A 19,900-nucleotide genomic window follows, 5' to 3' on the forward strand; every position below is an offset into this window, starting at 1 on the left:
CTTTTCCAACCCCAATCTTTATACTTTGTACCACATCTGTACCATTTTTCACTTATCTTAAAAACAGTTCTGATATAATTAACATACTATGAGTACATTCAATAAAAATAAACCGTTTTTTTACCTATCTGTCCTGGTACAGTTGGAGGGGGATTAATATATGAACTCAAAATATATAATGATAATGGAAGACATTAAGCTTCGCCTAGAAGATGGTTCGCTAATTGCAGGCAGTAAACTTCCTTCTGTTCGTCAATTATCTGAGTATTTTTCATGTAGCAAAAATACGGTAATTAAAGCATATACAGAACTTGAAAAAGAGCATTTAATTTATTCTGTTCCTAAAAGCGGCTACTATGTTGTGAATGAATATCAAAAAGCGAAGGAAGAAAATGAGGTGATTGATTTTTTGTCTGCCGGTCCAGATAAAAATGTTATGCCTTATGTTGAATTTCAACATTGTATGAATCAAGCAATTGATCATTACAAAGAAGAGCTATTTACATACTCTGATCAACAAGGGCTTTACTCACTGCGAGTACAGTTGGTGAAATATTTGGAGAATTTACAGGTCTTCACTAAACCAGAAAGATTAGTCGTTGTCTCTGGCTCGCAGCAAGCCCTCCATTTATTAGTTTCTATGCCATTTCCAAATGGAAAAAACAATATTCTAATTGAACAGCCTACTTATTTTGGATTTATAGAGTCCATCAATCTGCATCAAGCGACCACTTTTGGGATCGAATTATCAATGAAAGGAATAGATCTTGATCGACTGGAATACATTTTTCGAAATAATGACATAAAGTTTTTCTATATTATCCCGAGATTTCACAATCCACTTGGACATAGTTACACAAATGGCGAAAAGAAAAAAATCGTTGAGTTAGCTGAAAAATACGATGTATACATAGTGGAGGATGATATTTTAGGAGACCTTGATCCAAATCCAAAATCAGATCCTTTATTTTCTTTTGATCCTTCTGGGAGAGTGATTTATATTAAAAGCCTTTCGAAAATTTTTCTCCCAGGGCTAAGGATTGGGACTGTCGTTCTTCCTGCATTAATGATGAACAACTTTTTACGTTATAAATTCAGTTCGGATTTTAATAGTTCAGCACTTTCTCAAGGTGCGCTAGAAATCTATTTAAAAAGCGGTATGTTTAATAATCATCTCAAAAATGTAAAAGAGGTATACCGAACTAAAATGCAAATCCTTCAAGAAGCATGTGAATTATTGCTGCCGGCTAATACTTCTTTTTCTAAACCGAATTCCGGATTCTATCTTTCCATCAGTTTGCCCAAGAATGTGAAAGCAAAACAGGTGGTTCATATGCTAAACGAGCAGCATATATATGTTGATGATGCCTCCAGAATGTTTTTAGCAGAATATAAAAAGGAGAATCTCGTTCGTTTATGCATCTCTCAAGTGAACGAGAGTCAAATTAAACTAGGGGTAGAGCGATTGGCTCACTGTATTGCTTTACTTGACAGTAGAAAAAAACATAGTACTCCCAATAACTTTTTACTCATTTAGAAAGTGTCGGATTTTTCCGGTCACAACCTAAATAATCTTAACTTGTCGCTCACTTAATTCCTTCCTATAAAATTATTTAAAATAGAGCTGCTTGTTTATAAGGGTAGGTTCTGATATGATTGTTTGATATTTTAAGGGGTTAAGAGAGGGTGAGTCAATTGACTAAAAACCTTAGGCAATTGAAAAATGTTTCGGTGTTCCAAACGCTTCTAACTTAGAAAAATAATTTAGAAGCGAGGAATAATCATATGAAAAATCAAAGAATCTTAAATAAATCATTTCTTTTTTTATTTATAAGCAACTTTTTAGTTTTTATTGGGTTTGAAATGATGCTTCCTATTTTGCCTGCCTATTTGTTAAGCATGAATGCATCTTCCATTCAAGTTGGTCTAGTAACATCATTATTTACGATAGGTGCTGTTTTAATCAGGCCTTTTGTAGGTTACTATTTAATGGATAGCCAGAGGAAAAGTCTGGCCATTTGTGCAAGTGCAGCTTTAATGGTCATTACAATTCTATATCCGTTTCTTAATATGATATGGCTTCTTCTATTGTTACGGCTTTTCCATGGTGCAGCATGGGGGGTATCAACCACAGCTAACAGTACAATGGTAGTGGATTTTATTCCTAAGACACGCTTAGGAGAAGGGATAGGGTATTTTTCTATATCCACAACGGTCGGGGCTATCGTTGCACCGAGTATAGGTATCCTTATCTATGACTCTTTTTCCTTCGATATATTGATATGGTCATCAGCCGTATTGAGCTTATTGGCAGTACTTGCGCTTCAATTGGTCTATTCACCTACTATTGTAAAGCGTGAGAAGAAGCCATTTCGCTTTTTGGATATGATTTTTGAAAAAGACGTATGGTTCCAAGCGTTACTTACGGTTATTACAACACTAGGTTTTGGGGCTATCATCACATTTTTGGTTCTTTTTGGGAAGCAAAGGGAAGTAGATCATATTTTTCTATTCTTCCTTATCAATGCAACTGTCTCAACTTTACTACGTCCGTTTACCGGAAAATGGTATGACAAAAAAGGACCTTGGTCTATTATCATTATGGCGGCTGGGTTAGGATTCTTTTCACTTGTTATCCTGTCATATACGACAAATGAATCTCAACTCATCGTTGCTGCGATTTTATTTGGGGCAGGTTATGGTACCGTTATGCCATGTTTACAAACATGGACTGTTCAAAAGGTAAGTGAAGAAAAAAGAGGAGCAGCCAACGCAACCTTTTTTTCCAGTTTTGACGTTGGTGTTGGAGTTAGCGCGTTTGTATTAGGTATTTTAGCAGAATGGATCAGTTTAGAGATGATCTTCAGGATTGTTAGTCTAAGTTTTATTGTTGTTGCTGTGTTGGTCTATAAGGATTATATAAATGAAAAGATAAGGCATAATAAATCGATCTAAAACAAATCCACCTCTATTTTAATAGAGGTGGATTTGTTAGCTGGAATACCAAAATGAGTAGAACTGGAATACATCCAGTTCTACTCGTAAGGGATGAAGTGCTTTGATTCACGAATCGCAAACTTCAAAGCTCTTCTCAAATTTCCCAGGTGCGAAGTTTGAGTTATAATAGTAAAAAACATCCGTCTTCTATAGGATGGATGCTTCTTGATTGAAATACATATAAAGGATTGGTGAATAAGAATGGCAATAGTTGATGTAACGGTTATTCCTGTCGGTACACAAACTCCAAGTGTTAGCAGCTATGTGGCGGATATTCAAAGAGTATTAAAGCAATATGAAGAGAAGGGGGAAATTCGTTTTCAATTGACACCCATGAATACAATCATTGAAGGCGACCTGCCTAAATTGTTTGAAGTGATCCAAGCGATGCACGAAGTACCTTTTGAAAAAGGTCTTGCTAGAGTTTGTACGAATATCCGAATCGATGACCGTCGTGATAAAGAACGCAGGATGGAAGACAAAGTAGAACGAGTGAAGGGCATGCTTGAGGAATAACAGGTTTTGTAATTAACAGTGAAATGTAGATAATGCTGTTTTTCGGAGATATATCCTGAATTTCGTCGATATATTGCTGTTTTTCGGAGATATATCCTGAATTTCGTCGATATATTGCTGTTTTTCGGAGATATATCCTGAATTTCGTCGATATATTGCTGTTTTTCGGAGATATATCCTGAATTTCGTCGATATATTGCTGTTTTTCGGAGATATATCCTGAATTTCGTCGATATATTGCTGTTCTTCATAGATATATCCCGAGTTTCGTTAATGATCTTTAATTAATGTCAATGTATTAATAGCTTTAAAGCCTTGGTATTACTGATTAATCAGTTCCCAAGGCTTTTTTATTTTTTATTTCATACATTTCCATTTTATATCTTGCTGAGGAGATTAAGTAATGATAGATATAGACCGTTATCTGGATAATTTATAAACGTTCGCCATAAAGTTCTTTTTCTTCATTTGGATGAAAAAGAGTGAATCCTTTTGAACAAAACACAAACCTTCTATCTATCTCGAATCCAGCCTTATTCAAAATTTCAACTGTCCCCTGTGAACCAGTGCCAGCATACCCGCAACTACAACCAGAAAGGTGTAGCTCATTTCCTTTTTTGTCTATAAGGATGAGATCGCTATCGAGCAAAATATTATCTTTAATATTTTCTTTAGTAATTTTAGCAATTTTAAAACGATCAAAATGATCCTTGACTGCTTCGAATAATGCAATACTTTTATTGGTAATACCGCGGTCTTCTCCGTAATCTTTTATGACGAAAACTTCCCGCTCATATGATTTCTTATATAGATGGTACTTTTGGTAAGTGACGTCATTAATTTTACAAATAAGCGGCCTAATATTATCCAGTTTTTGATTAAACATTGCACCCCTCCTAAATAGTTAGTTTATTAAGTTTATTAGGAGAAAAAGAGATTAGTACTAAGAAACTGATAAGAAGCAAATTTTTTTCATTTTTGATTCTCGTTTGTTTAATTAATAGTAATGAAACGTGATACCTATAAGGAATGAATGAAGCTGTCAGGAAGAAGTGAAAGTGTGAAGTCAAATTAAAAAAGCACCAAAAAAGGTGCTTACTAGTTTTATATCTTCTTAAAGTAACGGACAAACATAATATTCATGACAATTTCGACTATAGCATTAATACTTACATCGAAAATATTAGTTTCCTCAAGTGAATGATAAGGAGCAAATAAGACAATGTAAATTGAGCCAATGATAGTTAAAAGTATGGTCCATATGCTGTTACGTAAAAACAGTGGAATCAGTAAGCCAAAAATGGGCAAGAAGAAATCTTATTCTTTCCTCATTCTCTTTTTATAAATACCGACTAAAAGATAGATTGTAATCATATTGATAATAAAAAAAAAAATTAGATCAATAACATCATATCCATTCATAGATGAAGGGTTATAAACTCCTGGCAGTGAAAACACTGTAAGAGCAACTAGTACCCAAAAAGTTATCCGATATCTTTTCTTTTGTTTGCCAGTTATTGTTCCTGCCTGTAACGCCTTGACAAGTTTGTTAATATTCCATCTGGAGAACCCATTCAGTTCGTAAAGGATTTTAGATTGGTGGAATGAAAGACATTCATATCGACCATATGGAGTCGTCACAAAATTGCAGCAAAAGAAATATGTTTTTATGCCCAACGCTAACAGAAAGCAGTTCTATTTAAATAGTAAAGGCAAGAGGCACAAGAATATGACAACCCCCTTTGACATAACATTTAGAAAAAGATAAGGGTGTGACCATTATGGGTATGAAGAAAAACGACCAAATCGTTATTTATATAATAAAAGGTTCAACAATTAAAAGGTTTTTAATCCTAGATCTAATTATTGGATCAGGAATTTTTTATGTGGTCAAATTCATTTCTTCAAGCATTTTAATAGCGAGTGCGAGCAGTTTTGTTGGAACGGAAGGAATTAAAAAGGCACCGAAAGTACTAAAATGTGCAATTGGATTAATATCCTAAGGGCATCTGGATCAATGGGATCGGCCGTAGGATTAGTCAAACTGGAATTAAACAGGATGGTGTGTGGATGAAATGGGCAGTTACGAAGTATACATCTATAATGATTCATATTAATAAGGAGGGAACCATGACAAAACCTCAAAAAGTGAGACCCTATTTAACTACGCGTAGTTTACTGCCGGAAAATCAGGAGACACCCATTCAATTCATCAATAATGATAGTGTGGAAAACCAATTATTTTTTAGAAGGAACCACTTTACTTATCCGACACTTTCTTATTCAAACTATTGGCTTCCTATAAATGGAGCAGTATCAGCTCCATTACTGCTGTCCATGCAAGACATTCTTCAATACCCATCCAAAACGGTTGAAGTTGTCCTTGAATGCTCGGGAGACAAGCGTAATCTCTTCGAACCTAAAACATTTGGGGAACAATGGGAAAAGGGGGCCATTAGTCAAGGGAAGTGGAAAGGTGTACCATTACGGACATTACTTGAATTATCTGGCATAGGAGAAGGGGCAAAAGAAGTTGTCGTGGAGGGATATGATTATGGCCTTAGGAACGATCTGGATGAGGTTTACACCTACACGAGGAGTTTGCCTATCGAGAAGGCACTGCATCAGGATACAATCATTGCATATGAGTATAATAACCAGCCAATTCCTTTTAAACATGGTTATCCATTGAGATTAATCGTTCCGCAGTGGTATGCGATGGCATCTGTTAAGTGGATAAGGCAGATAAGTGTTATTAATACTACTTTCAATGGACCTTTTCAAAACATTGATTATATGTATTATCCAAATAAAGACAATGATCAAAATGCATTTCCGGTCACTGCAATAAATATCAATTCGACTATCCAAAAACCGCTGGACATGGAAAAAATTAATACAGGTGTGCATTTAATAAAAGGGATTGCATGGACAGGAAAAGGAGTTATTACCAAGGTGGAAATTAGTATGGATGATGGCTATACATGGAGTAACGCCGATATATTACCTGTTAAGAATGTTGGTTATGGATGCGTTAGTTGGTCATTCGAATGGAATATATCAGAAAAAGGTGAGTACACGATTAAATCCAGAGCAACAGATTCATTTGGTCAAATTCAACCTAATTTACCTTTTTGGAATAAGAAAGGTTATGGGTATAATGCCATTGATAAAATTAAGGTAAAGGTAGAATGACTTTAATTTTATTTTAAGGAAATGAAAACGGCTGAAAAAACTTTTGGATTTAGCCAAATAACGGTTTTGTGATATAGAGAAAAAAACCTTCCAAAGGATGGAGGAAAGTGGCTTACCCATGGCTCATACAACGATTATGCGTTGGGTTCATCAATATGGACCTGAATTAGGTGAAAGAGTAAGGCTTCATCTTAAGTCAACAAATGATTACTGGAGAGTCGATGAAACGTATAACAAAGTAAAGGCTCAATGGATGTACTTATATCGTGCAGTCGATTCAGAAGGGATTACCATTGATTTTTATCTAAGTGAATCAAGAGATAAACAAGCAGCCAAGCGCTTTTTCAAGAAAACCTTGGCTACTTCTCAAGTTTGTAAACCACGTGTCATAACAGTGGACAAAAACCTATCCTATCTCGTAGTGATTCAAGAGTTAAAAGAAGAGAAACATATGCCTGAAGGCAAATAAGACAAGATATCTCAATAGCATGGTAGAACAGGATCATCGTTTTATAAAGAAGCGAGTTCGTTCGATGTTAGGTTTAAAATCATTTCGTACAGTTACTTACATATTGAAGTCTGTCCAAAACCAAAAAAAATTTATCCATAATTTTTTTGGATTAGCTTCATAAATTAGCCATTCAAAGGAAATTGATACTCTGTGTTTCTAGTGAGTAGTTTTTGCACGAGAACCATAAAAAGTACTGTAGCTCTTGTGAGATAGATTCAGTTCAATTGAAATGGCAGGATTCATAAAAAAAACACCATCCTTTCTCGTAAACTTCTTACGATAAGCATAGCGTTTTTTCTTTTTGACGGTATAATTTTAACTTAGCTTGATACAGGAACCCCAAGAGGTATGATTTTAAGGGCATGGGGTAATTCCATCGGTAGGACCCCTTAATGTAAATAATGAAAAACACTGACCTTTGAACGTTGTTTTAAGCTTAGACTTTAAAAGGTAACTTTTAAAATAAATTCATCTCTATGTATTAAAAGTTCTCTTCAAGTGACAGGCTAACTCAATTTTCAGCATATCTTCAGTATTATTGAAACTTAGATTTAAGGCTTCTTCAATTTTTTTTAGACGTTGGTACAGTGTATTAATATGAATATGTAATTTTTCAGCTGCCTGTATTGCAGAACGATTTGAATTTGTATAGACTAACAATGTTTTTTCTAATTCATTTTTCTTTGCTTTATGAGACCATAATGGTGAAAATATTTCGTTCAAAAACCTTTCTATTTCTTCGGGCTTTTGATTTAAGAAAAAGCGATTAAGTCCAATTTCTCCATATCTTATCATACCAGGCCTGTTCTGCTCTGTTAAATACGAAAGAGCTTTACCAGCTTCATCATAGCTTTTTCGGATATTTTCAACACCATAATAAGAATTGCCGATTCCGGCACTCAATGGCGGTCCGTCTTTTCTGTTCCATTCTTTAATGATTGAATCAAGCAGTTTAGTAATTGAAGAAATATGATCTGCACTTGATAAAGAAATTAGAAGTGTAACTTTATTATGAAAGCCATAAACGATCTTTTCGGCTCTAGCCATTTGTTGTTTAATAATCGAGACCAATCGATGAATGATAGCTTCTAAAACTTGCAAATCTTGATAGGATCTAATTTTAAATAAGGTGACAAACATGATAGAGTTCATATTTAAACCAAGTTCTTTCCCTTTTGTTAAAAGTAGTTCTGGCTCTTTGTATTCTAATAACTCGGTAAAATATTCATGTGTCTTTTTGTAATACACATCAGTCAATGTATGCTGTTTTGCCAATTCTAATGCAAGGGTTGAGCTCCCTTGCTCAATGGTAATCCGCTCAAGATGTGAAAGAGGTCTAAGAAGAGTAATGATCAAGCAGCCTAAAAAAACGGTTCTATTGATGATGGGGTATATAAAATATCTGTATGCTTGTTGATCATATACATCAATATAAACAGGGTACTGACGTTTAAAGAACAAAATTGATATTTCGTCAATGCTTAACGGAGGAATTTGATTTGGCTTATTGAAATAAAACTCATTTCCTAAAAAATCAGCAAAAACAATCTGGGTATCTAACATTCGATTTAATTCCATAATGATAGCTTGTACTCCCTCATTTTGCAGTGAAAGCTTTGTTAACGTTTCGTGAACCTCATTTCTTTTTAAAAGAAATTGATTTCTCTCCTTTAATTGATTACTCAATTTAGTAACTTCTTCTAAACTCATTCTCACTTTTGTGTATAGGCGCGCATTTTCAATGGCGACCGCTGCTTGATTCGCAAATCCTTGTAATAAATTCAAGTCACGCTCTGTCAATCTTCTTTTTGTATCGTATTGATGAACAATCATTATTCCAATTCGCTTACTTCCAATTGAAACGGGTACACACATGATTGCTCTCACATCCAAGCTTATCGCGGATGAAGAAATGTAGAATAAATTTTCATTTGACATATTGTTAACAAACATTTCGTTTATAACTTCTTCATTAGAGTTGAGAACTCTGGCTTTTCCATCCATAAAGACTTTTCCAGTAATCCCCTCACCGATTTTTGTTTTAAAATATTGAATCTGCTGGTTAAAACCAACCGATGCACTTGGAACTAACCGTTCAATTTCAGCATCATAAAGTTGTAAATATCCTGCATCTACAGCAGTAATAACTGCAAGAGCATTCCCGACTATTTTTGTCAGCAATTCATCCAGATCAAGAGATGAGCTAATAGATTGCATGCCTTCCATTAGTTTTTCAAGTTCGTTCTCTCTTACTTGGAACATCTCATGTGTAAAAAAACAGTAAAAAAGCAGATTTAAATGGTCGAGCTCATTAACATTGAAAAAACATTCTTTATCTAACACACAAACGATCACCTGATAATCTTCCAAATAGGAAAATGATAGATATGTATCTCCCCCTTCATACAAAAGCGTAGATTGCTCATGATCTATTTCAGTTAATGGCAATTTTTCAATATCCTCTTTACCCTGTTTATAAGCTAAATTGAAATTCTCCTCTAGTGGTTTGCGTATCCAAATCTGATAAGAAGTGTCTATATATTTAGTATTGAAAAATGCAAGTATCTTTTCATATATATTCAATTTATTCCTTCCTTCCTTTTGTGTAAAAATTTACACATATCACAAATATATACGTTAAAAACCTACATTGTAATAATATTCTGAATAATATAAAATTTCAATACGTGAGTTGTGCTGCGAATTTTTATTTAGCACTTTGTCGCAAATCAACCGTTTCAAAATAGATTCTTCTTTGATTGTAACCAGAGGATACTATTATTTAAAAAGCAATGGGAGGTCAAAAATGGAACGGTTAGTGGGAAAAGGACAAAACAAAATAATAATTCTTGCACTTTTATTTCTTGGTTGGATGGTCTCTTATCTTGATCGAGTTTCAATTAACATTGCCATGGTACAAATTGGTGAAGAGTTTCAGTTGGGCCCAGAAGCTTACGGGACTGTCCTTAGCATTTTTTTCGCAGGATATGCACTCATGCAAATTCCTGGCGGCTGGTTGGCAGATAAGTTCGGTTCTAGGAAAGTGCTCATTTGGTCGGTCGTCTTATGGTCTTTATTCACCTTTTTAACAGGATTTGCGTGGTCGATGCTTTCTCTAATCGTGATCCGGTTTCTTTTTGGACTAGGTGAAGGAGGCTATCCTGCTGCCAGTCAAAAGACAGTTGCTGAAGTGTTTCCGAAGGAGCAGAGGGCAAGGGCATCGTCATCGATTATGTCTTCGAATTACTTTGGCGGGGCGCTGGCACCGATTCTTGCGACACCACTAATTGTTGCACATGGCTGGAGAAACATGTTTTTTATTACCGGTGTACTTGGGATTGTCGTTGCTGTTCTATTTTGGTTGTTTATTCGCCCACGGTCTGAAGTAAAAGAATTAAAAGAAGCAAAAGTGGAAAAAGTGCAAATTTCTAAAAATAAAGTAATACCAGTAAGAGACTTATTAAAAATGCAAGTAGTATGGAAGTTAATCGTCATTTGGTTTGGAATCGGTATTGTTAACTGGGGGCTTGCTTCCTGGATGCCAACTTATTTAGTTACGGTACGAAATATTGATTTGATGTCATCAGGTATGCTATTGTCATTGCCTGCCATTGTTGGAGGATTTGCAACTATTATGGGCGGTTGGATTTTAGATAAGATAACTGGGCGTGAAAAAATTTTTTTAGTTGCAAGTTCCGTCTTAACGGCTGTCTTTCTTTATTTTATGTTTAAGGCTCCAACAGTTTCCCTTGTCATTACCTTTTCAATCTTGATAAGTGTCGTTAAATCATTTGTATTAGCGACAGTTTTTGCTCTCCCTCATAAATTGCTTCCAACAGAAGTAATTGGAACGGCGATCGGGACCATTAATTTTGGAGGTCAGATTGCAGGATTTGTAGCTCCTCTTGCTATTGGATTTTTAATTGGTGCTTTCAATGGTTCCTATGATGCGGCATTCTGGTTCTTGATTGCATCAACTATTTTTGCAGGACTTGTCGGACTAACGCTTAATACCAATAATCATTCGAAACAATACCCAGATAGAAATGCAACGGTCCAATAACTATTATTAAGGAAAAGGATTAAAGCAACCGTGAAATATAACCCTAGCAAATTAAAAAATATGCTGAATAGCATTTTTAAGCAAGGAAAAATGGCTTCGATCCAGCCCATTTCATTAGTCAGCTTTTTTTAAAACATAATTTTTTTTCATTTAAAATGGTAGTAATAAAACCGTTTTATTAATTTTATGATATAAAGGGGTGCTTTTAACATGCTAGAAAACTTATTTGACAGATTGGAAGAACTGTATCCAGACCTAGTGAACTTTAGAAGAGATTTACATATGTATCCTGAACTATCCTTTAAGGAAGAAAACACACCAAAAAAGATTGCTGCCTTTTTATCAACTTTAGGAATAGAAGTAAAAACAGGTGTAGGTGGTAGAGGTGTAGTCGGGTTTCTAAAAGGAGGCAAACCGGGCAAGACAGTAGCATTAAGGGCAGATTTTGATGCTCTTCCAATTCAAGATGAAAAAGAAGTAGACTATAAATCTCGAATTCCTGGCGTCATGCACGCTTGCGGACATGATATTCATACAGCTGCTTTGCTTGGAGTAGCGAAAGTATTAAGTGAAGTGAAGGACAAAATCGAAGGAAATGTTGTATTTATCCATCAATTTGCTGAAGAGCAGCTTCCAGGAGGAGCGAAATTCATGATTGAAGACGGTTGTCTGGAAGGGGTGGATGTCATTTATGGAGCTCATGTAGCAGCCACGTTTCCAACAGGGTCAGTAGGTGTACGTGAGGGTTATTCGATGGCTGCTTACGATTCTTTTGAAATTGAGATCTATGGAAAAGGCGCACATGGGGCAATGCCGCATTTAAGTGTGGACCCTCTTGTAACAGGCTGCCAGCTAGTGTTGAACTTACAACAAATTGTAAGTCGCCGTGTGAACCCAATAAAACCGGCTGTATTGACAATCGGTTCATTTAATAGTGGTCAAACATTTAATGTTATTCCTGGAACGGGAAAAATTACTGGAACAGTTCGAACATTTGATGAAGATGTTAGAGACTTAATAGAAAAAACGATCGGAGAAATAACTAAAACAACATGTGAAGGGGCTGGTGCAACCTCAAAATATAATTATCGTAGAGGTTATCCTGCCCTTTGGAACCATCCAGAAGAATCGAAAAGAGTGGAGGAACTCGCGAATAATCTTTTTGGCCAAGAAAAAGTAATCCATATTCCACAGGCAATGGGTGGTGAAGATTTTGCTTATTATTTACAAAAAGTGCCGGGTACTTTCTTCCATGTTGGCGGGGGACATGAGTATCCGCATCATCATCCGATGTTTGATGTAGAAGAAAAATCTATGTTGCAAATTGGGAAGTTGTTTATTTCATCCGCATTTCATTATCTCACTGATGGGAAAGTAAAACCTGATCGAGTACAAGTACAAAGGTAGAAACAATTTATCACTGTTCTTCTAGTAAGTTTCCCTACTTTCAGGATATTTTTACTAGTTTAATGATTTTTAAAAATAGTGTTATTGATTTAACATACAGTATCTTAAGTAACATGGTTTTTTTAGAAAATGAATACTTCGTAAAGAAAATATCTATTGGGATTGCTGATTGGAAACAATGAACTTCCAACAGATGGTTCCGGTACAAATATAACCTGTGAAACATAGAATCACAATATCCTTTTCATCTATGAATTATGAGGCTGCTCGAAATAATTTATGTATGAAATCAATCTCGCTTTGGACAGACTTCACCCCTTGTTGAAGTTGTCCTTTTTTCAGCATATGCATCATCTCTACTCCACAGATGATTTGTTTGGCTGTTCGGAACTTTTTTAATCCTAGCATAGAACGGACTCGCTTCTTTATAAAGCGGTGATCTTGTTCCACTAGATTGTTAAGGTACCGTATTCGTCTGATTTTAACGCCTTCAGGCATCATCTTTTCCTCTTTTAACTGGCTCATGGCTAAAGGATACGCTGGATGCAGCCTTTCTTGAATTGTGAAGAAATGTACTTAAACTATCGAGTGCGTTAGCTGAAGATCAGAGCTGTCTTTAAGGCAGCTTTTTCTTTATGCAACTAACGGGGCAGCATTCCTGTAATAACTGAAAATGAGGTTTGAACGAAAAAAGACCTCTTGATAAGATGAATGTGTCCTGAGCTGGCCAGCTAAAAAGGACAAAAACATCTATCGGAGGCCTCACAATGAATTATAACCAAAATCATAAAATCACTCAAATTACTTCTGAAACTTTAATTGTCGGAGTTGACATCGCCAAACACAATCATGTCGCAAGAGCATAAGATTTTAGAGGATTGGAACTGGGGAAAACGTGTTTCTTTGAAAATACGAAAGCAGGATTTCATTCGTTTCTAGATTGGATTAACCAACTTGTTAAAGAGTGTAAGCTAAATCAAGTGATTGTAGGGATGGAGCCAACCGGTCACTACTGGTTAAATCTAGCTCATCTTCTAAAAGAGAATAATATTAAGTTCGTATCAGTCAATCCACTACATGTTAAACGAAGTAAAGAATTAGACGATATTCACCTACAAAGAATGACGTGAAAGATGCAAAAGTCATCGCACAGTTAGTCAAAGACGGAAGATACGCCGAACCAACAATTCCACGTGGAATTTATGCAGAACTCCGAGTGGCCAAAAAACTTCGCGATCTTCTCAACGTTGATTTACAGGTCGTTCAGGGACAAGTTCATAACTGGCTTGATCGTTACTTTCCCGAATTTTTGACGGTGTTCAAAAGTTGGGAAGGCAAGGCAGCTATTCATTTTTTAAAGCTAGAAGCTTTGCCACATGAACTTGTAAAGTATACGGATGAAGAGCTCTTACTTTCCCTAAGACAAGTGGTAAAACGCAGTATAGGCTTAAAGAAAATACGAGCACTTAAAGAAGCAGCCAATCGTTCAAAATTGGTATTCGTCAAGGGGCAGCTATGGCGAAATTAGAGTTGAGAGCTTTACTAGGGAAGTATGATTTTATTCAAATGAAATTCGAAGAAATAGATCATCAATTAGATCAGTTATTAGACCATATCCCAGGTGTCACACAGATGTTAGAGGTGTCAGGAATCGGTAGAGATACAGTAGCAGGGTTTTTCGCAGAGGTCGGAGACCTCAGAGACTATCAACACCCTCGCCAAATCGTAAAATTAGCAGGTTTAAGTTTAAAAGAAAACACATCCGGAAAGCACAAAGGTCAGACCAAGATTACCAAACGGGGACGAAAGAAATTGAGGGCTCTCTTATTCCGGGCAGCCATGATACTGGTGGCAAAGAACAAGGCTTTTAAAGCTCTTCATATATATTACACAACACGTTCCCATAATCCCTTAAAGAAAATGCAATCTCTGATAGCCTTGTGTAACAAGCTTATTCGAATTCTGTTTTCAATCGGTAAAAAACAATTTACGTTTCAAGAAGACAAGGTGTTAAAGGATATCCCTCATATGGCAACATTTGTAGCACATCAAACAGTCGCATAGTTCATCGGATTTTTATGGTTACACGGTTATTTAATTAACACTCATTAAAAGTGAAGCACGGATTAGTCGGCAAAGCAACTAACGTGAGGACTTAGATGGGGCAGCATGACCGACATCCACCTCATGGAAAGGTTGAACGAAGGAATGTAGGAGCATCGACTCTGTGAGACATGGGAGGGTTGACCTCCATGAGACATGTGGATATCCTAAGTGCGATCATAACATTGCTTAAACCAATTTTTACCTATGATTGGCTAGTTTAGCATGCACTTTTTTCGGTAAATCCATATTCTTGAGGCGTAATGCCAAGCTTACATAGATAACGGTTAATGATATGACTATGAAATCCTAAGAATTCTAGAGCAATCGTGAGATTGTGTTTAGTTTATTGAGGGAGGTTAGTTGAAAACTGGTTTTAGTTACCATTAGAGTAATGAACGATGTATTTTTCATGAATTAAGCAAAAAACCTCTCTGGAATTCCAGTTAATTTAGGATTTTATGAGAGGTTTGTTTTATATGTTGCTCTTCGAAAAATATTTCTTAGTAGCTTCACGTATTTGTTTGGGTAAGACACAATCAAGCTCTTCATTTAACCATAAAAGTGTCTTACTGCTTATTGAGGGAGGTTAGTGGAAGGACATTTTATTAATGCAGGACCAATCAAAAAAAGTTCGAAAAATTTGATCTTTTTTCAACAATTGGACAATATTGTTGAAGATGAGCAGGGAATGTTCAACTAAAGGGAAAGAAGAGTTTAAGAAAGGAATATCCACACATTGGCTGAAATATATAGGGTGGGAAAAAATAAATCGGGTTTCAATTGACAGAGTATTACATAATATTGTGAGTTTTTCCGAAAAAAGCGAAAGATTAGGAAGATTTTCCTTAAAGGGCAGGTGTGTTAGTTCTTTAAAGAACTATGCGACCAGCTCTTTTCTTATGGAGCCCGCGGTGCAGGTTAGTGTAATAAGAAAACAAAAATGATTTTAATTTTTTATAAAAGGTTAATCCAATTAATTATGTTAAGAGCATGTTTTGAACAAAATTTTTCAAAATTATGCTCTTGCTAATTGTTCAATTAATCAAAGTGCTTAATATTAATTTTCTCAAACTTTATTCAAAATCAAGATTAGATTTTATTCTACTAGGGGAGTTTTTGGTTTTTTATATTTGTTCCCGTCCCCCTAGCGGACTGAAGTTTTTTCATAAAGTAACGTTTATACTGAATCAATGATAAAAATATTAGTGTTGTTTTTTTAGGGAGTTTTACAGCTAAAGGCCGAGTTTCTTTTCCTTATTTGAGTCTATAAAAGTGCTAAAGTATTTCAATAAAGTATTTCAATACATTATTCATTTCTTCTTCGGTAATGCCGATATAACGCAATGTAACCGAAGGATGGGAATGATGTAAAATCCGTTGCAACATGGCAATTTCCTTCGCGGTTTTTTAAAAACCAATAGCCAAAAGTTTTCCGTAAGGTATGGTTGCCCACATGTTCCACGCCAGCAAACTCTGCCGCCTTATTTAACTGACAGTAAGCCGGAGTGGGGAATGGGGCGTATTCATAGTCATAGACCTCCTGGAAGCAATTCGCGATATACATGTCGCGGATTATTTGCGTTTTAACCTTCCTTGACCAGAAGAATTTTGTGTTGTTTTCCTTTAAGGTTAGTTACGCTTTTACGAATTACAAAAAAGTGGAAAGTTTAACCAGCCGTACAATAAGTTGAAATGAAATTCCTTGAAAAAAATTTTTTTTTTAAATATGATAGCGATAATTTGAAAGAAGGGCTGGTAAAGTGCAAAGTCTAAATAATCATGTTTCAAAGTTTTTGCCAGGTTATATTACAGTAACTGCAATCTTTTCTTTTTTAAAACCTGAATTTTTTTCTTGGTTTTATGAGAGCACCAGTTTTTTATTAGGTTTAGTTTTATTTTTAACAGGTCTAACAATGTCCTGGAAGGATTTAAAGGAGGTAAAACGATCAACCTTAGTTTTGAGTACGGGGATTGTTCTTAAATGGACATTAACTGTCCTGGTTTCTGTAATCTTAGCAAAACTATTCTTTTGGAAATATCCTGACTTAGCGGCAGGATTGATATTGACTGGAAGTGTACCAAGTGGAACAGCTGCCACGTTATATACCTTTATAGCTGGAGGCAACACTTCTTTAATTGTAGTCATGGGTATTATTGATGTATTTATTTCCCCAGTTTTAACTCCTTCCATAATGCATGTGTTTGCTGACAGCAGTGTTCAAGTTTCTTTTGTTGAAATGGCGGAAAAGATGCTTATTATCGTTATTTTGCCCATTATAGCTGGTATGTTAATTCATCATTTTTCTCGAGGGAACACTCACAAAATCCAACCATATTCAAAGCTCATCTCATCACTTACAATTCTTTTAATTGTTTTAAGTGTAGTAGGGAAAGTAAGCAGTCAGGTTATTGTACCAACAAATCTACTATTTTTTATTGCTTGTGCCGTATTTTTACAAGTACTCTTACCTATGATTGGCGGATATAAGATTGCACTAATGATAGGAATAAAGAAAGAAAATGCTATTCCAATTTTATTTGAAGTGGGGTTGTGTAATTCAGCACTAGCAGCAATTTTAGCGCTTGAAGTATTTGGAGAAATCGCGGCTGTGCCAGCAGTTATTAATATGATTTTTAATTTATCATTAGGATCTTACTTTTCAAGTTACTTCTCAAGAAATAGAAAAAAGTATTAATTTACAATAATGTTGACTTTTGTTAATAATTGAATTATTCTGAATTTAGTAAAATAAAACTATGGTTTCATAATGTGAAACTGAAGAAAGCGAATGAAGTATAGTGGATTATAAAATCAAGAGTGTAGAGAGGGCTTTCGAAATAGTTGAAGCGCTCGCCTTAAAATCAAGACTACCTTCCGAATTATCTAAACAACTCAATATTAATAAAAGTACTCTTCATCGATTTTTATCCACTCTCCAAGACCTTGGATATGTAGATAAACACTCCGATAACTCTTTTTCTTTATCGCAATCTTTTATTAACCTAGGTGTTAAAGCACAAAATCAATATAATATTGTTGCTATTTGCAAGCCTTACTTACTTGCGCTTGCAGAGAAGTTCCAGGAAAGTGCTCTATTGGCAACATTTAATGGATACCGTTGTCAATATGAAGATAAGATGGAAAGTTCCTATGCAGTAAGAATTGTATTTGATTCAGGTAAAACTGCTCCAGCACATGCCGTTGCATCTGGAAAGGTATTTTTGGCTTCCCTTGAAAATGAACGCCTCCATGAATATATGGAAAGTGAACATTTTACTTCTTATACGAAAAACACGATCACTGATAAAGATAAATTAATAGCTGAACTTTCCACAATCAAAAGACTTGGCTATGCCGTGGACAATGAAGAATATGAAATCGGTCTTCAGGGTTTTGCTTGTCCTATAAAAGATGCAGATGGAAAAACAATTCGAACAATTTGTTTAGCTGGTATTGCTGGCAGAATAAAGGAAAGAAATGATCCCAATGACATTGTGACTGCATTACTTAAAGCTTCAAAAGAAATTTCAACAAAAATGGGGTATCAAGCGTCTAAAAGCCTGTTAACACTATGAAATGCTACTTTTGAAGTAACGGGCTACATGCTTGAATATACAAGAAATATCAAAATTCTCGTAATCTTAAATGTATTCGCTTCCGTAAAATTTCTAATATTACAAAAAGGTACATCCAGTCTTCATAAGACTGTTAAATAGCTCAAATGTAAGCGCTTTAATTTTGGTGGAGCTCTATAAAATGTACATGTAATCTACTATTCAATTTTTAGGAGGAATATCCATGGCGAGAAGACTTGAAAATAAAGTATCAATTATTACCGGCGGAGCTCGAGGTATTGGTGCAGCTTCTGCAAAAGCATTAGCCAGAGAAGGATCACATATAGTCTTGGTCGATCTACTAAACTGTGAGCAGACTAAAGAAGAAATTCAAGAGATAGACCATTTAACTAAAGTGTTTATTTACAAGATTGATATTAAAGAAAGAGATCAAGTGGAGCAAGTAGTAAATGAAACGGTTGAACATTTTGGAAGCATCGATATAATTGTGAACAATGCAGGTACTTGCTCACGCCTTGATTTAGAAAGCATGACAGATGAAATGTGGTTCAGAGACATCAATACTAATCTGCGAGGAACTTTCCTTTTTTCACAAGCAGCAATTTATCCACATATGAAACGGCAGAAATCAGGGAAAATCATTAATATAAGTTCTATTTCGGGGATTATGGGGGGACCGATTTCAGGTGAAAAAGGGGAAAAAGGCGAAGAAAGTGGTCGTTCGGGTCCGGCTTATGCTGCATCTAAAGGCGGTGTAATAGCTCTTACGAAATGGATAGCAAAAGAAGTGGGAGAGTTAGGAATTAATTGCAACAGCATTGCTCCTGGCCCTATAGAAACAGTCATTACCAAAGGAATGAATTATAAGTTGGACCAGGCGATTCAACGAATGGGGACACCCGAAGACATTGCTGATGCAGTTGTTTACCTTGCTTCTTCAGGATCTGATTATGTAACAGGTGAAGTAATTAAAGTATGTGGTGGTTCAGCCATTGGTTAATCTTTCAGAAGGAAGTAAACCTACGACTCGTCAAAGTCATTCATATAAAGCTGATGAAAGTTTCACAATATTTGGATCGCTTTCTGCAGGATCTGACCTTATGAATGGAATATTAGAGCAATGCGAAAAGCATAACATCAAATCTGGCATCGTTTCTTGTATCGGTTCACTTAAGGAAGTGGGATATGTACTTTTCAAAACAATGAATGGAATGCCTTTAGGCTATGGAAGCGAAATTACTATAAAAAAACCTGTTGAGCTTATAAGTGGTACTGGATTCATCTGTGAAAATGAATCTAAAGAATTGGACTTGCATTTTCATGGCTTAGTAATAACCGAAGACGGGGAAATGGGTGCTGGGCACTTTCTTAGAGGGAAAAATCCAACACTTATTACAATAGAATTTTCTATAACAGCTAGTAACAACATAGGAGCTGTTCGTGAATTTGATGCAAACTTAGGGTTTAAAGTAATTAACTTTTCCAAACATTAAGAGGGAGGGATTGAACTGGAGACATTAAGTGCATTA

13 protein-coding genes and 3 pseudogenes are annotated in these 19,900 nt (G+C 35.5%); 13 read left to right on the forward strand and 3 right to left on the reverse strand.

Going from position 1 to position 19,900, the window contains the following annotated elements; all coding sequences use genetic code 11:
* Positions 1-160: 160 nt before the first annotated feature.
* The 3 genes from ACJ9PY_RS08950 (at position 161) to ACJ9PY_RS08960 (ending at position 3,513) form a co-directional block, all read left to right on the forward strand.
* On the forward strand, positions 161-1,537 hold the full coding sequence (locus ACJ9PY_RS08950; protein ID WP_411739808.1) for a PLP-dependent aminotransferase family protein: 1,377 nt from the start codon (positions 161-163) through the stop codon (positions 1,535-1,537).
* A 248-nt stretch (positions 1,538-1,785) separates the two neighbouring features.
* Positions 1,786-2,955, forward strand: a complete 1,170-nt coding sequence (locus tag ACJ9PY_RS08955) for an MFS transporter (RefSeq protein WP_411739809.1) — start codon at positions 1,786-1,788, stop codon at positions 2,953-2,955.
* A 243-nt stretch (positions 2,956-3,198) separates the two neighbouring features.
* Complete coding sequence (locus ACJ9PY_RS08960; RefSeq protein ID WP_057276246.1) at positions 3,199-3,513, forward strand: MTH1187 family thiamine-binding protein; 315 nt, start codon at positions 3,199-3,201, stop codon at positions 3,511-3,513.
* Positions 3,514-3,946: 433 nt separating this feature from the next.
* Here the strand turns inward: ACJ9PY_RS08960 and ACJ9PY_RS08965 are convergent, their stop codons facing one another.
* Positions 3,947-4,399: a hypothetical protein gene (locus ACJ9PY_RS08965; protein WP_268565066.1), complete on the reverse strand. Its 453-nt coding sequence runs from the start codon at positions 4,397-4,399 to the stop codon at positions 3,947-3,949.
* Positions 4,400-5,294: 895 nt separating this feature from the next.
* Between ACJ9PY_RS08965 and ACJ9PY_RS08970 the strand changes: the two genes are divergently transcribed.
* From ACJ9PY_RS08970 to ACJ9PY_RS08980, 3 genes and pseudogenes are all read left to right on the forward strand, one after another.
* Positions 5,295-5,516, forward strand: a complete 222-nt coding sequence (locus tag ACJ9PY_RS08970; RefSeq protein ID WP_411739810.1) for a hypothetical protein — start codon at positions 5,295-5,297, stop codon at positions 5,514-5,516.
* A 127-nt stretch (positions 5,517-5,643) separates the two neighbouring features.
* Positions 5,644-6,708: a sulfite oxidase gene (locus ACJ9PY_RS08975; RefSeq protein ID WP_411739811.1), complete on the forward strand. Its 1,065-nt coding sequence runs from the start codon at positions 5,644-5,646 to the stop codon at positions 6,706-6,708.
* 91 nt (positions 6,709-6,799) lie between these two features.
* Positions 6,800-7,340, forward strand: a pseudogene (locus ACJ9PY_RS08980) (IS6 family transposase); the annotation flags it as partial.
* A 353-nt stretch (positions 7,341-7,693) separates the two neighbouring features.
* On the opposite strand, the gene ACJ9PY_RS08985 reads toward ACJ9PY_RS08980, so the two are convergent.
* On the reverse strand, positions 7,694-9,802 hold the full coding sequence (locus tag ACJ9PY_RS08985; protein ID WP_411739812.1) for a helix-turn-helix domain-containing protein: 2,109 nt from the start codon (positions 9,800-9,802) through the stop codon (positions 7,694-7,696).
* A gap of 223 nt (positions 9,803-10,025) precedes the next feature.
* Between ACJ9PY_RS08985 and ACJ9PY_RS08990 the strand changes: the two genes are divergently transcribed.
* Together ACJ9PY_RS08990 and ACJ9PY_RS08995 are read left to right on the forward strand one after the other, a co-directional pair.
* The gene (locus ACJ9PY_RS08990; protein ID WP_411739813.1) at positions 10,026-11,282 is read left to right on the forward strand and encodes an MFS transporter; all 1,257 of its coding nucleotides are present in this window, start codon (positions 10,026-10,028) and stop codon (positions 11,280-11,282) included.
* Between the two features lie 210 nt (positions 11,283-11,492).
* Complete coding sequence (locus ACJ9PY_RS08995) at positions 11,493-12,689, forward strand: M20 metallopeptidase family protein (RefSeq protein ID WP_411739814.1); 1,197 nt, start codon at positions 11,493-11,495, stop codon at positions 12,687-12,689.
* 255 nt (positions 12,690-12,944) lie between these two features.
* Here ACJ9PY_RS08995 and ACJ9PY_RS09000 read toward each other — a convergent pair.
* Positions 12,945-13,235, reverse strand: a pseudogene (locus ACJ9PY_RS09000) (DDE-type integrase/transposase/recombinase); the annotation flags it as partial.
* Between the two features lie 221 nt (positions 13,236-13,456).
* On the opposite strand from ACJ9PY_RS09000, the pseudogene ACJ9PY_RS09005 reads away from it, so the two are divergent.
* The 5 genes and pseudogenes from ACJ9PY_RS09005 (at position 13,457) to ACJ9PY_RS09025 (ending at position 19,864) form a co-directional block, all read left to right on the forward strand.
* A pseudogene (locus tag ACJ9PY_RS09005) lies at positions 13,457-14,753 on the forward strand (IS110 family transposase).
* A gap of 1,802 nt (positions 14,754-16,555) precedes the next feature.
* Positions 16,556-17,491 (forward strand): bile acid:sodium symporter family protein, encoded by a 936-nt coding sequence (locus ACJ9PY_RS09010; protein ID WP_411739815.1) that lies wholly within the window; start codon positions 16,556-16,558, stop codon positions 17,489-17,491.
* Between the two features lie 103 nt (positions 17,492-17,594).
* Positions 17,595-18,371 (forward strand): IclR family transcriptional regulator, encoded by a 777-nt coding sequence (locus ACJ9PY_RS09015; protein WP_411739816.1) that lies wholly within the window; start codon positions 17,595-17,597, stop codon positions 18,369-18,371.
* Between the two features lie 223 nt (positions 18,372-18,594).
* Complete coding sequence (locus ACJ9PY_RS09020; RefSeq protein WP_411739817.1) at positions 18,595-19,371, forward strand: SDR family NAD(P)-dependent oxidoreductase; 777 nt, start codon at positions 18,595-18,597, stop codon at positions 19,369-19,371.
* Positions 19,364-19,864: a PPC domain-containing DNA-binding protein gene (locus ACJ9PY_RS09025; RefSeq protein ID WP_411739818.1), complete on the forward strand. Its 501-nt coding sequence runs from the start codon at positions 19,364-19,366 to the stop codon at positions 19,862-19,864. The genes ACJ9PY_RS09020 and ACJ9PY_RS09025 overlap by 8 nt, the downstream gene beginning before the upstream one ends.
* Positions 19,865-19,900: the final 36 nt, after the last annotated feature.

Origin of the sequence: Peribacillus sp. S4 (genome assembly GCF_046715815.1) — a bacterium.
Lineage (GTDB): Bacteria > Bacillota > Bacilli > Bacillales > DSM-1321 > Peribacillus > Peribacillus frigoritolerans.